A 14,000-nucleotide genomic window follows, 5' to 3' on the forward strand; every position below is an offset into this window, starting at 1 on the left:
TGAAGACCGGGTCGGTGTCCGTCGCTCTGACTCGACAAAAGTTACGCCACCAACCCCACACACGCAAATCGGCAGGTGGATCGAGTTACCGCCGGCATCTACGCAGGTCGGAGTGCGTGAGCTCGAAGAATGCTTCGCAGCCGGCAGGCTCATCCCCTCGTGTGACGCCAGCCATATCCAGCGAACAGTCGACAGAAACGGGTTTCACGCGCGAGACAACGCCAGAACGTGGTCGGGCACATCGAGCTTCGGTTCCACATCTTCCCCACGTTCTGCAGTGCCGACGGCTTCGTCGATCGGAATCACACCCGCCCACACTTCACCTGCGGCAATGTCGGCCTCGTCGTCGATCGGACCACCGGCACGCGCTTTCACCGATGCTTCGTACAGCGGAAGCGCCAACACACTGGTCGCCGCCAGCTCTTTTCTCGTATGCGCCCGCAGATGCGTGCTCCTACCCGGTACGACCTGATCGACGATGGCGTCCAACGCCCGTGTTCGTTCGCCCTCGTCCTCTACTCGACGTGGCCGTCCCACGATGACGGCACTTCGATAGTTCATCGAGTGATGGAACGCGGAACGGGCCAGGACCAGCCCGTCTACGACCGTGACCGTCACACAGATGTCCTGATCAGGCGCCTCCACCAGGCTTCGAGAAGCGACCGAACCATGGAGGTACAGGGTGCCCGCCCTGTCCGGGCCATCCGCATCCAGGCCGAACACCGTCGGGAGCACGCGTGGCACGTTCCCCACCAGCACCCCCATATGACAAAGGCGAGCCGACCGGAGAACGTCGAGCAATGCCGTCCGCTCCGACTGTGCGCGCTGCCGACCTCGGACCACGGTGGTTCTGGATGTTGGGGACAGAAGTGTTTCGTCGGCCGTCATGCCACCAGAGTGCCGCCCTGTTGGCTCACTGTCATGGTCCAATAGGAAGCAATAATGCTAGGCCACTTTCTGCCATGGACAGGTGACGCACGATGACCTTGCCGCCGAGTGCCCTGTCGATCGCGATCGATCGAGCCGACCGTCGCACGTTGCCCGTTCAGGTAGCCGACGGCATCCGGGCGGCCATCGATCGCGGAGACCTGACACCGGGTGCCCGATTGCCCAGTACCAGAACGCTTTCCGGCGAACTGGGCCTGGCTCGCGCAGTCAAGGAGAAGGCGTACGAACAACTGGTCGCCGAGGGCTGGCTGGACGCACGTCGCGGAGCGGGTACGTACGTTCGAGATGTTCCGCACGCCGTTGGATCGCGTCGCAACCCGCGCCGAGCACAAGAAGACCTACCGGTTGCTCAGCGTATTTCGCTACGACCAGGAATACCCTGGACTCCGCCTCGCGCATCCGAAGCGTGGAAGCGGGCATGGCGAGACGTCGGTGCTTCTCCCCCACCGGGCGACTATCCCGATCCGGCGGGCTTGCTCGGCTTGCGCATGCGCATTGCCGACTTGCTCGGCCGTGCACGCGGCCTGCACACCGACGCGGATTCGATCGTCGTCACCACGGGCAGCATTCACGGTCTGGACCTGGCACTGGGGGCCCTCTCTGCAAACGTCGGCGTCGAACATGTTCTCGCACTGGAGAATCCGGGATACCGGGCTGCTACAGCCCTCGCCACACACCGCGGGTGGTCCGTTCACGACGTCCCCGTGGACCGCGAGGGCCTTGTGGTCGGGGAACTCGAATCTGCACCGCCGAGGACCCCGGCCGTCTACGTCACCCCCTCACACCAGTACCCCACCGGCGGACTCATGCCCATCGGTCGTCGACGCGCCCTCGCGGACTGGGCACGAAGTACCGGATCCACCATCATCGAGGACGACTACGATTCCGAATTCCGTTACGGCATAGCACCTTTGCCTACGGTCACCGAGCTCGTGCCGGACCGTGCCGTCTACCTGGGAACGGTATCGAAGACACTGGGTGCCGGCGTACGCCTCGGATGGATGGTGGCTCCCCCGTCGATGGTCGAGCGCATCACCGACACACGTCGCGCCATCGGCGACTTCCCGTCGGTTCCCGTCCAGCAGGCCATGACCTCGCTGTTGCGGGACGGTGAATGGGACCGGTCCGTACGCACGGCACGTCGGATCTATCGGGCACGTGACCGCGTCGTCGCCGCTGCGCTGGCACCATTCGGCGAACTTCGGGGCGTCGGTGCCGGGCTGCACACGGTGCTCGTACTCGACGCCGACGTTGCACGCGATATCGCAGCCGACTGCGCGGACAACGGAGTCGATCTGCCGACGCTCGCACATTCGACGCGATCGCCGACCACCGATGGTGGCATCGTCGTCGGCTACGGGTCGGTGGCGGACGATCGATTCGAGCGCGCGCTGCGGGTGCTGGTCGACGCTCTCGAGAAGAGGTCGGTCAGCTGACCCGCTCGATGCTCCCGCCGAGAGCGGTCAGGTTTTCCACGAATCGCGGATAGCCCCTGTCGATGTGGAACACGTCGTGCACTTCGGTCGTACCGTCCGCAACCAACCCGGCCAGGACCAGCCCGGCCCCAGCTCGAATGTCCGAAGACCACACCGGCGCACTGGAAAGTTGGGGAACACCGCGAACCACAGCATGGTGGCCATCGGTACGCGCATCAGCGCCCAGTCGGATCATTTCCTCGACGAACCGGAAGCGTGCCTCGAACACGTTCTCGGTGATCATCGACGTCCCGTCGGCGACGGTCGCGAGCCCGATAGCCATCGGTTGCAGATCCGTCGGAAACCCGGGGTACGGCAGCGTCGCAAAGTTCACTGCTCGCGGCCGTTCGTGCTGGACGACGCGGAAGCCGTCCGGTTCGCTGGTCACCTCGGCGCCAGCAGACCGCAGCTTGTCCAGTACGAGCGAGAGATGCTTCGGGTTGACCCCCCGCACGCGAACGTCCCCGCGCGTCATCGCGGCCGCGATTCCCCATGTAGCAGCCACGATTCGGTCGCCGATGACGCGATGAGTCGTCGGCTTCAACGCGCTGACACCCCGGATGGTGAGGGTCGAGGTACCTGCACCTCGGACGTCGGCACCCATCTCGTTGAGCATGTTGCACACATCGACGATGTCCGGTTCGCGGGCCGCGTTGTCGATCACGGTCTCACCGGTGGCAAGCACTGCCGCCATCAGGATGTTTTCCGTCGCTCCCACAGAAGGGAAAGCCAACCTGATGTTCGCGCCGCGCAACTCGTCGGCTTCCGCCACGACGCATCCGTGTTGAATTTCGCTGCGCGCCCCCAGCAACTGCAGGCCGGACTGGTGCATGTCCAGGGGACGAGACCCGATGGCGTCCCCGCCCGGCAATGCCACCACCGCGCGCTTGCACCGCGCGACGAGAGGGCCGAGGACACAGACCGATGCCCTGAACTGGCGTACCGCCGCGAAATCGGCGTGGTATTTCGGCATGGCCGGGGTCGTGATGTGGACGACCGAGCCGTCGAGCTCCACCTCACACCCGAGCCCGCGCAACACCTCCGCCATCAGCGGGACGTCCAGGATGTCGGGACAGTTGGTGATCGTGCTGGTTCCCTCGGCGAGCAGGGCCGCGGCCATCAGCTTGAGGACGCTGTTCTTCGCACCACCGACCGCCACCTCACCCACGAGGCGATTACCACCGTTGACCAAAAAGCGTTCACTCACTTCGACAGCGTAGCCAGCGGTACCGACCGGCAACCGCGCGGTACCGTAGCCGCATGGCCGTTCACCTCACTCGCATCTACACCCGGACCGGCGACGACGGGACCACGGGATTGAGCGATTTCTCGAGGGTCTCCAAGAACGACGAGCGGCTGATCGCCTACGCAGATTGCGACGAGACCAATGCCAGCCTCGGAGTCGCACTGGCACTGGGAAATCCGAGCGAATCCGTGCGGACCGTCATCCGGACCGTTCAGAGCGATCTGTTCGACGCCGGTGCCGATCTGTCGACTCCTGTCGTCGAGAATCCGGAGTATCCACCGCTGAGGATCGATCAGAGTTACATCGACCGTCTCGAAGGCTGGTGCGACGAATTCAACGACGAGCTACCGGCGTTGACGTCGTTCATCCTGCCCGGCGGCACACCTCTGGGAGCGTTGCTGCACGTCGCGCGCACCGTCGCTCGGCGCGCGGAGCGGTCGGCCTGGGCAGCAGTTCATGCCGGCCCGGAAACGACGAGCGATCTGCCGGCCAAGTATCTCAACAGGCTCTCGGACCTGCTGTTCATCCTGAGCAGGTATGCAAACCCGGAGGGCGACGTGCAATGGGTACCGGGAGCGAGCCGCTCGACGGGTACCGATTCCGACTGATTTCCGGCGAGCGACTCGTCAGGCCGCCGGTCGACGGCGCCGCGAGCGCCCCGATGGGCGTGACTCCACCCAGGACAGGAAAGCGGTCAACGCACTTCTGTCCAATGCCATTTCGTAATTCTTGCCGTTGTCCGACAACTCCAGCACAGCGATGTCCGGAGTCATGATGTCGAACTCGGTGTCGCGTGGGGCCCGTCGGTCCCCCACCTGAACGTCCTGTCTGCCCAGCCGATGGTCGGGCCCGGGTCGCAAACTGGACAGTTTGAAGAACACCAGCGTGTTGTCGCCGTACCGAATGATGCCGTGCCGCCAACCGGCACCGCCCTCGGACGGGAGCACACGCATGATCGCCGCCGTACCGCCTCGTCGCAGCACCGCGAGACGATACGCAAAAGCCGCGACGAGCCCTGCGAGCAGCACAACCAGAATGATCAGAGCAATCAATCCGGAGTGCATCGTAGGTCTCGTCGCGGCTTCTCGTGAACCTAGGACCGCTCGACAGCGCGGATACGTCCCTTGGCCACCGCAATGGCCTCGAGGTCGTCGCCGTTCTCTGCCACTACAGCCCGTGCCGATTCGACATCGATGTCATCGGCGAAATCGGCGGACTCCGCCAGCACTGTGACGGTCTTACCCGTCACCGACAGGAAGCCACCGTGCACCGCAGCGATGATCTTCTCGCCGTCGGTCGTCGTGATCGACACCGTGCCCGCCTCGACCAGCTGGCCGAGGACAGGCTCGTGGCCGGCCATGATGCCGATCTCACCTTCGGTGGTCTGAGCACTGACGATGGTCGCAGTACCGGACCAAAGCTTCTGCTCCACAGCGACCAGGGAGACCTCCATGCCGCTCTTCTCGGAAGAAGTCACGTCGGTCTACTTTCCGGCCATCTTCTTCGCGGCTGCCTCGACGTCGTCGAGACCACCACAGCTGTTGAAGGCCTGCTCGGGAAGGTGGTCGTACTCACCCTTGGTGACCTTGTCGAACGCCTCGATGGTGTCCGAGAGGGACACGACCGAACCGGCCTCGCCGGTGAACTTCTCGGCAACGATGAAGTTCTGGCCGAGGAACTTCTGGAGACGGCGTGCGCGGCCGACCAGAACCTTGTCCTCTTCCTGAAGCTCGTCCATACCGAGGATGGCGATGATGTCCTGCAGCTCCTTGTACTTCTGCAGGATGCGCTTGACCTCGTTGGCGACGCGGAAGTGCTCGGCACCGACGATGCCGGGCTCGAGGATGCGCGAGGTCGAGCTCAGCGGGTCCACAGCGGGGTAGATACCCATCTGCGAAATCGGACGCGACAGTTCGGTCGTCGCATCGAGGTGCGCGAACGTCGTGGCCGGAGCCGGGTCGGTGTAGTCGTCGGCGGGGACGTAGATCGCCTGCAGCGAGGTGATCGAGCGGCCACGGGTCGAGGTGATGCGCTCCTGGAGCTCACCCATCTCGTCCGCCAGCGTGGGCTGGTAACCGACGGCAGACGGCATACGACCGAGAAGGGTCGACACCTCCGAACCTGCCTGCGTGAAGCGGAAGATGTTGTCGATGAACAGCAGCACGTCCTGGCCCTGCACATCGCGGAAGTACTCCGCCATGGTCAGTGCCGACAACGCCACGCGCATACGCGTGCCGGGCGGCTCGTCCATCTGTCCGAAGACGAGGGCGGTGTCCTGGAGGACGCCCATCTCTTCCATCTCGAGGTGAAGGTCGGTGCCCTCACGAGTACGCTCGCCGACTCCTGCGAACACCGAGGTGCCCGAGAACTCGCGTGCGATACGGGTGATCATTTCCTGGATCAGCACGGTCTTGCCGACACCGGCACCACCGAACAGACCGATCTTTCCGCCCTTGACGTACGGCGTCAGCAGGTCGATGACCTTGATGCCGGTCTCGAGGATCTCGGTCTTGCCCTCGAGCTGATCGAAGGCTGGTGGCTTGCGGTGGATGCCCCACTGCTCGCCGTCGCGGCCGAGTCCGGGGGTGTCCAGGCAGTCACCGAGGGCGTTGAACACGTGGCCCTTGACGACGTCACCGACGGGAACCGAGATCGGCTTGCCGGAGTCGACGACAGCCGTGCCACGGACGAGGCCGTCGGTGGGCTGCATCGAGATGGTGCGAACCAAGTTGTCACCGAGGTGCTGTGCAACCTCGAGCGTCAGGGTCTTGGCCACGGTCGGCAGAGTGATCTCTGCGTTGAGGGCGTTGAACAGTGCGGGAATCGAGCCGCGCGGGAACTCGACGTCCACAACGGGGCCGATGACCCGAACGACACGGCCGGACTGTGTGTCCGCTCCGCTCGCGTTCTCTTGGGCTACTGCTGCGGTCATTGCTTAGTCACTTCCTGCGCTGTCGGCCAACGCGTTGGCGCCACCGACGATTTCGCTGATTTCCTGGGTGATCTGGGCCTGCCGAGCCTGGTTGGCCTGACGGCTCAAGGTCTCGACCAATTCGTTCGCGTTGTCCGTCGCTGCCTTCATGGCGGTACGACGCGCCGCGGACTCCGACGCTGCTGCATCGAGCAACGACGCGTAGATCCTGGTGCTGATGTACTTGGGCAGCAGCGCCGAGAGCAGAGTGCCTGCCTCCGGCTCGAACTCGTACTGTGCCTGCACATCCGCGGTCGGTGAGTCGGTCAACGCGTCCGCACCCATCTCGAATTCCTCGTCGGTGTACGAGATTTCGAGTGGTGCCATCCGGCGGACTTCGGGCTTCTGCGTGAGCATCGACACGAAGCGGGTGTAGACGATGTGCAACTCGTCCACGCCCTCGACGGTGCCTTCACCGTTGGGAGCGTCGACCTCGGTGCCCGAACCCGCCATGAACAGCTCGACCAGATGCTTGCTGGCCTTCGCTGCATCGGCGTATCCGGGTTCCTGCGAGAAGCCCGTCCAGGCACCCTTCACGTCCCGCTCACGGAACGTGTAGTAGCCCAAGCCTTTTGCGCCCAGCACGTAGATGACCGGGTCCTTGCCCTCGGAACGAAGAAGCTGGAAGAGCTCCTCCGATTCCTTGAGGACGTTGGAGTTGTAGCCACCGCACATACCGCGGTCACTGGTCACGACCAGGACTGCGGCACGCTTGGGCTCGGGTCGCTCGTTGAGCAACGGGTGATCGAGCGAGCTCGATGCACTCGCCAGCGCGGAGAGCACCTTCGTGATCTCTTCCGCGTACGGCTTCGATGCGGCAACGCGGGCCTGCGCCTTGGTGATTCGCGAAGTTGCGATCAACTCTTGCGCTTTGGTGATCTTCTTCGTCGAGTTGACCGACTTGATACGGGAGCGAAGCTCGAGAATGCTTGCCATCTAGCTGTTCACGCTCCCTTCTGTGCTCGTCATGTCACCTGTCATCGCCGGCCTACTTGCTGACTGTCTTGCGGGTGACGTTGACCTGCTCCTGGCTGACCTCGTCGGCGTTCAGAGTGTCTGCCTCGGCCTCGTTGACGACGCGGTTGCCGTCCGAGTCCACGAAGCCGGCCTTGAACTTCTCGGTCGCTTCGGTCAGTGCCTTCTGGTTGTCGTCGTCGAGAGCCTTGCCACCGGCAATGCTGTCGTAGACGCCGCTGGCGTTGCGGTGCAGGTCTTCGAGCAGCTCGGTCTCGAAGCGGCGAACATCGCCGACCGGAACGGAGTCGTACGTGCCCTGGCCTGCGAGCCAGATCGAGACGATCTGGTCTTCCACGGCCACCGGTGCGTACTGATCCTGCTTGAGCAGCTCGACCAGGCGAGCGCCGCGCTCGAGCTGCGCCTTGGACGCCGCATCGAGGTCGGACGCGAACGCCGAGAAGGCTTCGAGCTCGCGGAACTGAGCAAGCTCGAGACGAAGGGATCCGGAGACCTTCTTCATGCCCTTGGTCTGCGCAGCGCCACCGACTCGAGAAACCGAGATGCCGACGTTGATGGCGGGACGGACGCCCTTGTTGAAGAGGTCCGACTCCAGGAAGACCTGACCGTCGGTGATGGAGATGACGTTGGTCGGGATGTATGCCGAGACGTCGTTGGCCTTGGTCTCGATGATCGGCAGTGCCGTCAACGATCCGCCACCGAGCTCGTCGGACAGCTTCGCCGAACGCTCCAGCAGACGGGAGTGCAAGTAGAAGACGTCACCGGGGTATGCCTCACGGCCCGGGGGGCGACGCAGCAGCAGCGAAATCGCGCGGTAGGCCTCGGCCTGCTTGGTCAGGTCGTCGAACACGATGAGGACGTGCTTGCCCTGGTACATCCAGTGCTGGCCGATGGCCGAGCCGGTGTACGGAGCGAGCCACTTGAAGCCGGCCGAGTCGGACGCGGGTGCGGCGACGATGGTGGTGTATTCGAGCGCGCCCTGCTCTTCGAGTGCAGCCTTGACGCCTGCGATCGTGGAGCCCTTCTGACCGATGGCGACGTAGATGCAGCGAACCTGCTTCTTGTCGTCGCCGCTCTCCCAGTTGGCCTTCTGGTTCAGGATCGCGTCGATGCAGACCGCAGTCTTGCCGGTCTTGCGGTCGCCGATGATGAGCTGACGCTGGCCGCGTCCGATCGGGGTCATCGCGTCGATCGCCTTGATGCCGGTCTGCAGCGGCTCCTCGACGGGCTGGCGCTCGAGTACCGAGGCAGCCTGCAGTTCGAGGGCGCGGGTCTCGGAGGACTCGATGTCGCCGAGGCCGTCGATGGGCTTGCCCAGCGGGTCCACGACGCGACCGAGGTAGCCGTCGCCCACGGGGACCGAGAGCACGTCTCCGGTGCGCTTGACTTCCTGGCCTTCTTCGATGTGCTCGTAGTCACCGAGGATGACGGCACCGATTTCGGTGGCATCCAGGTTCAACGCGACACCGAGGACTCCGCCCGGGAACTCCAGGAGTTCGTTGGACATCGCCGACGGCAATCCGGACACGTGAGCGATTCCGTCGCTCGTGTCCGTAACCGTGCCGACCTCCTCGCGGGAAGACTCCGGTGAGTAGCTCGCGGTGAAGTTATCGATCGCGCTACGGATCTCGTCGGAGGAGATCGTCAGCTCCGCCATAGTGTTTCCTGCTCTTCCTTCGAATGATCGCGGTATGAAAAGCCTCGAATGCCGAGGCGATTCTTCTCGTTACTGTGTCCGTGTCGGACTATTTGAGCGTCTTTCGCAATGCAGCGAGGCGGCCTGCCCCGCTACCGTCGATGACCTCGTCGCCGATACGAACGACAAGTCCGCTGAGCAGTTCGGTATCGACCTCTACGTGCACCGTGACCTGCTTGCCGTACGTGCGGGTCAAGGTTGCGGTCAGCTTTTCGAGCTGACTGTCGCTCAGTGGGGCTGCGCTGCGTACGTGTGCAACTGCGCGGTCGCGCTGTTCGGCGGCCAGATCTGCCAATCCGTTCAGCACGTCGGCGGGTGCCGCCTTCCGTGGACGCGTGACGGCCTGCACCGCGAGCGCCTCGGTGACCGCGGTGACCTTGCCGTAGAGCAGTCGACCCAGCAGTTCACGCTTGGCCTGTGCCGGCTTCGAGCGATCCGACAATGCCTGCTCGAGCTGCGGGTTGGCAGCCACGATGCGGCCGAGCCGGAACAACTCGTCCTCGACCGTGTCCAGCTGGTCCTGATCGGCTGCGGCGCGGAGCAGAGCTTCGCGTCCCAGCTCGACCAGCGAGTTCAGCAGGTCACGGGCTGTGGACCAGCTTTCGCCGGCCGCAGCCTTGACGATGGTCGCCGTTGCGCTCGACACCTGGCCGGAGAAGACCTCTCCGGCCAGAGCGCTTCGTCGATCGCCCTCGACCGAGGAGTCGGCGAGAGCGGTACGCAACGTGCGCTGCGCGTCGAGAGTCTCGACGACGGCGAACAACTCGGCACCGGTCTGAGCGGCGACGGCCGTTGCCTCGCCGCCCGACGCGGACCCCAGAGCTTCGTGGGCGACCGACCGTGTGCGGGCGAGCGCCTCACGAGAAGTTGCGTACATGGTTCGACTCACTTTCCTGATGCGGAGTCCGCGGTGACGGAATCCAGCTCGTTGAGGAAGCGATCGATCGAACTGGAACGCTTCGCGTCATCGGAGAGCTGCTCTCCGATGACCTTCTCGGCGAGTTCGACGGCCGTACGTCCGAGGTCGCCACGAAGTTCGGTGACGATCTGCTGACGCTGAGCAACGAGCTGACTGTGGCCTGCGGCCACGATCCGATCGCTCTCTTCCTGCGCCTTTTCCTTCATCTCGGCGAGAATCGCCTGTCCCTGGGTGCGCGCTTCCTCGCGGATCTGCGCAGCCTCGGAACGGGCGTCGGCGAGCTGAGCGTGGTACTGCTCGAGAGCAGCCTTCGCCTCTGCCTGTGCCTGCTCGGCCTTCTTGATTCCGCCTTCGATGAGCTCGGAACGCTCGGAGAGGACCGTCTGGAAACGCGGTACGACGTACTTCCAGAACAGGAAGCCGATGATCACGACACAGACGATCGACCAAACGATGTCGTATGTTGCGGGCAGCAGCGGGTTCTGGGATTCCTCCCCCTCCGCCCCGGCTGCGAGCAGCGTTATCGCGTTTGTCATCGCGCTCTCAGAGAATGAAGCCGGCGACGAGGCCGATCAGGGCGAGGGACTCGGTGAATGCAATGCCGAGGAACATGGTCGTACGGAGCTGACCGGCCAGCTCGGGCTGGCGAGCGGTTGCTTCCATGTTCTTGGCGACGACGAGGCCGAGGCCGATGCCACCACCGATCGCTGCGAGGCCGTAGCCGATGGCTCCGTAACCCTTTGCGGTGATTTCCTGCGCCTGGGCCAGAAGTTCAAGGCTCATTCGGTTTTCCGTTCCCTTTCTTCGGTCCACATCCGGGTGTCGGAGGTGGCGGTGTAGCTAGTTCGGTCTGTTGGTCGGTCAGTGCGAGTCGGCGTGCAGCGACAGATCGATGTAGATCGCCGTCAGCAGCGCGAAGATGTAAGCCTGCAGGAAGATCACGAGCATCTCGAACATCGTGAACAGGAAGCCCATGATCAGCGAGGGTGCGGCGAAGATCTTCAGGCCGGCGGAGGCCTCGAAGAGGAAGAACTGCGTGGCGCTGAAGAACAGCACGAGCATGATGTGACCGGCGAGCATGTTGGCCAGCAGACGCACCGTGAGTGTGAACGGGCGAAGCACGAAGTTCGAGATGAATTCCAGAGGGATCAGCAACACGTGCATGGCCTTCGGAATGCCGGGGATGACGATCGTTCCCTTGACGAACTTGGCTGCACCGAACTTCTTGACACCGGCGTAGATGAACGCGACATACGCCACCGCGGCCAGCACGATCGGCAGGCCGATGCGCGCATTGGAGGAGATGTTCAAGAACGGAATGACGGCACTGGCGTTCACCGCCAACACCGTGAAGAAGATCGTCATGATGACGGGCAGGAAACGACGTCCCTGCTCCTTGCCGAGGACGTCCTCGGCCACGTGGATCCGGACGAAGTCGAGTGCGATCTCGGCGACGTTCTGGATTCCGCGAGGGACGATCTTGGGGCTGCGCAGAGCGATCAGCATGAAGACGATCAGCAGAGCCGACATCAGGATGCGGATGAGCATCAGCCGGTCGAGCTCGAACGGAGTTCCCTCGAACAGCACCGCGGGAGGAAAGAAATCGGATAGTGACGGCGGATGGAACTCCGCAGCCAGGTTGGTGACGCTCAGCGGTCTCTCCCGTGTTCGGGCCGCAACCGAGTAACGGCTGCGGTTCGATCGGACAATGACGATCTATCAAGTCGACGAAAATCGGCTCGCAATCGTCAGAGGCTGAGGCCCGGTCTTCATCGGCCAAGCGTCTGTCGGGTGTCGGCGACTCACGTCGACTCGGCAACTCTCAGGGCGAAACCTTACGTTGCCGAAGTCTGTGACTCCGGGCCTACTGTAAGGAAGCTCACGCTGATGGCTACCTGCGGGGGTCCAGTCCGGGGAAAAAGTCTCTTTCGTCCCGGTCTTGCCCATCGCTTGATGCAAACTTTATCAACAGAACTACGACGTTGTGTAGGCGGCCCTCAGCTTAACCGATTACGACAGCTTGTCGTACTACGCGTTGTCGGGGCTCCCGTCGTCAGGAACGCTGTCGACGTAAGCCACCTTCGTCTTGACGACACCGAACACCTCAGCACCCAGGACCACCACCAGCGCTCCCAGAATGGTCAAGCCGAGCGCATACCGGTTGTAGAAGTCCGCATCCTTGAGGGCCACGAGCACGATCAACGCGATGACCATCTTGACCAACCAGCCACCGAGCAACAGCGCTCCGACGGCCGACGCCGGGAAACGCGTGGTCAGGGCCACCGACAGCGCGGTCGTGATGACGAACCCGCCACCTATGGCCACCCCGATGATCGATCCCCACAATCCTGGAGTTCCCGCAGCAGCAACCGAGATCCCCACGCTCACCACCGTCAGTACCACCAGACCGATGAGGCCGTAGCGGACCGCGGCACGGAGCGGTGCGAATTGGTCGGGCATGGACTGCGGGGTGAAGGTCACAGTTGTCGAGAGTACCCAGTCGCACCCGGTGGCCGGCACCAGCCGGGACACGACCGAAGAACCACCGAGCCGATCAGCGGCGTCGGACACCCCGACGTTCGGATCCGGGCGATCGATCCACCCGCAGAGTGGGCACAGCCGTGACGACGAGCGCGAACACCAGACCGGCAGCGACGAGGAGCACCACGATGCGACGGTCGAGAAGCGAGGATCCGACCGCACCGAACGCGAGCACACCGACCCAGAGGTAGATCACCAGGACCACCCGTCGATGCGAGTGACCGATCTGCAGGAGTCGGTGATGGAGATGCATCTTGTCCGGGCTGAACGGACTCCGCCCTGCCCGAGTGCGGCGAACGACGGCGAGCAACAGATCGAGTATCGGAATGAGCATCACGGCCCCGACCAACAAGAGCGGCGACAACAGACCCAGCAGATCGCGTGGACCGTAGGCCGTCAACGGAATGCGCCCCGAGGCACTCGTCGAGATCGTGGCCAGCGTCAGCCCGATCAACATGGACCCCGAATCGCCCATGAAGATGCGCGCCGGTTGGAAATTGTGCGGCAGAAATCCCAGGCAGGCACCGGCCAGCGCCGCCGCGATCAAGGCAGGTGGGTAGACGCCGACGTCGCCCCCCTGTTCCTGCAGCAGGCCCACCGAAAAGATGCAGATCGCGACCGACGAAATGAGGCCGAGTCCAGCTGCGAGCCCGTCGAGGCCGTCGACGAAGTTCATCGCGTTGACGATGACGACGGTGATCAGAACGGTCACCAGTCCGGCCTGAAGCTGGTCGAGCACCAAGGTGCTGCCCGGTTGGCCGGGCTCGCCGCCCCAGGGCTGGTAGAGCACGACCCAGCTCACACCCATGATGACCAGGACGCCGGCCGCCGTCACCTGGCCGACGAACTTCGTCAGTGCGTCGAGACCCCAACGGTCGTCGATGACGCCGACCAGCACGATCACGAAGCCTGCGACCAGCGCAGCCGGAATGTCGCGGTTGTAGGCGACATCGAATCCGCGGGCCAACGCGGGCAGCTGCGAGGCGAACAGCAGCGCGGCGAGCATGCCGGCGTAGATGCCCACTCCCCCGAGTCGCGGGGTGGCCTGCACGTGGACGTCACGATCACGAGGAATGGCGACTGCGCCGAACTTGATCGCGGCCACTCGAACGCCACCGGTCGCGAAGAACGTGACGACAGCGGCCGTCAGGAAAACAAGCAGCAGCTCGCGGATCGGAACGCCTGCGCCCAGATTCGACTGGGCAAGCACCTCGACGCTCATGCGGAAC

At 63.8% G+C, this 14,000-nt stretch carries 15 protein-coding genes; 2 read left to right on the forward strand and 13 right to left on the reverse strand.

The window, feature by feature from the left end; translation table 11 throughout:
- Positions 1–204: 204 nt before the first annotated feature.
- Positions 205–888 (reverse strand): pyridoxamine 5'-phosphate oxidase family protein, encoded by a 684-nt coding sequence (locus QM588_RS24180; RefSeq protein WP_283317139.1) that lies wholly within the window; start codon positions 886–888, stop codon positions 205–207.
- A gap of 92 nt (positions 889–980) precedes the next feature.
- Here QM588_RS24180 and pdxR point away from each other — a divergent pair, with 92 nt between their 5' ends.
- A complete protein-coding gene (gene pdxR, locus QM588_RS24185; protein WP_283317141.1) occupies positions 981–2,384 on the forward strand; it encodes a MocR-like pyridoxine biosynthesis transcription factor PdxR in 1,404 nt (467 codons plus the stop codon).
- Here pdxR and murA read toward each other — a convergent pair.
- Positions 2,377–3,630: a UDP-N-acetylglucosamine 1-carboxyvinyltransferase gene (gene murA / locus QM588_RS24190; protein WP_027497895.1), complete on the reverse strand. Its 1,254-nt coding sequence runs from the start codon at positions 3,628–3,630 to the stop codon at positions 2,377–2,379. The genes pdxR and murA overlap by 8 nt on opposite strands.
- Positions 3,631–3,683: 53 nt before the next feature.
- On the opposite strand from murA, the gene QM588_RS24195 reads away from it, so the two are divergent.
- Positions 3,684–4,277: a cob(I)yrinic acid a,c-diamide adenosyltransferase gene (locus QM588_RS24195; protein WP_032373968.1), complete on the forward strand. Its 594-nt coding sequence runs from the start codon at positions 3,684–3,686 to the stop codon at positions 4,275–4,277.
- An 18-nt stretch (positions 4,278–4,295) separates the two neighbouring features.
- Here QM588_RS24195 and QM588_RS24200 read toward each other — a convergent pair whose 3' ends face one another.
- From QM588_RS24200 to QM588_RS24250, 11 genes are all read right to left on the reverse strand, one after another.
- Complete coding sequence (locus QM588_RS24200) at positions 4,296–4,733, reverse strand: DUF2550 domain-containing protein (protein ID WP_032373969.1); 438 nt, start codon at positions 4,731–4,733, stop codon at positions 4,296–4,298.
- A 29-nt stretch (positions 4,734–4,762) separates the two neighbouring features.
- A complete protein-coding gene (locus QM588_RS24205) occupies positions 4,763–5,122 on the reverse strand; it encodes a F0F1 ATP synthase subunit epsilon (RefSeq protein ID WP_027497898.1) in 360 nt (119 codons plus the stop codon).
- Positions 5,123–5,152: 30 nt separating this feature from the next.
- Positions 5,153–6,601, reverse strand: a complete 1,449-nt coding sequence (gene atpD / locus QM588_RS24210; protein WP_027497899.1) for a F0F1 ATP synthase subunit beta — start codon at positions 6,599–6,601, stop codon at positions 5,153–5,155.
- Between the two features lie 3 nt (positions 6,602–6,604).
- On the reverse strand, positions 6,605–7,576 hold the full coding sequence (locus QM588_RS24215; protein ID WP_032373970.1) for a F0F1 ATP synthase subunit gamma: 972 nt from the start codon (positions 7,574–7,576) through the stop codon (positions 6,605–6,607).
- A 52-nt stretch (positions 7,577–7,628) separates the two neighbouring features.
- Positions 7,629–9,272 (reverse strand): F0F1 ATP synthase subunit alpha, encoded by a 1,644-nt coding sequence (atpA, locus tag QM588_RS24220; RefSeq protein ID WP_032365581.1) that lies wholly within the window; start codon positions 9,270–9,272, stop codon positions 7,629–7,631.
- 88 nt (positions 9,273–9,360) lie between these two features.
- The gene (locus tag QM588_RS24225) at positions 9,361–10,188 is read right to left on the reverse strand and encodes a F0F1 ATP synthase subunit delta (RefSeq protein ID WP_027497902.1); all 828 of its coding nucleotides are present in this window, start codon (positions 10,186–10,188) and stop codon (positions 9,361–9,363) included.
- Positions 10,189–10,196: 8 nt separating this feature from the next.
- On the reverse strand, positions 10,197–10,766 hold the full coding sequence (locus QM588_RS24230; RefSeq protein WP_027497903.1) for a F0F1 ATP synthase subunit B: 570 nt from the start codon (positions 10,764–10,766) through the stop codon (positions 10,197–10,199).
- A gap of 7 nt (positions 10,767–10,773) precedes the next feature.
- Positions 10,774–11,013, reverse strand: coding sequence for an ATP synthase F0 subunit C (locus QM588_RS24235; RefSeq protein ID WP_032368773.1), 240 nt, complete (start codon positions 11,011–11,013; stop codon positions 10,774–10,776).
- A 78-nt stretch (positions 11,014–11,091) separates the two neighbouring features.
- Positions 11,092–11,817 (reverse strand): F0F1 ATP synthase subunit A, encoded by a 726-nt coding sequence (gene atpB / locus QM588_RS24240; protein WP_032368774.1) that lies wholly within the window; start codon positions 11,815–11,817, stop codon positions 11,092–11,094.
- A 441-nt stretch (positions 11,818–12,258) separates the two neighbouring features.
- Positions 12,259–12,690 (reverse strand): hypothetical protein, encoded by a 432-nt coding sequence (locus QM588_RS24245; protein ID WP_283317214.1) that lies wholly within the window; start codon positions 12,688–12,690, stop codon positions 12,259–12,261.
- Positions 12,691–12,784: 94 nt separating this feature from the next.
- Entirely contained in the window at positions 12,785–13,993 is a 1,209-nt protein-coding gene (locus QM588_RS24250) for a glycosyltransferase family 4 protein (protein ID WP_027497907.1), read from the reverse strand.
- Positions 13,994–14,000 lie beyond the last annotated feature (7 nt).

Origin of the sequence: Rhodococcus sp. IEGM 1354, from assembly GCF_030056855.1 — a bacterium.
Classification (GTDB): domain Bacteria; phylum Actinomycetota; class Actinomycetes; order Mycobacteriales; family Mycobacteriaceae; genus Rhodococcoides.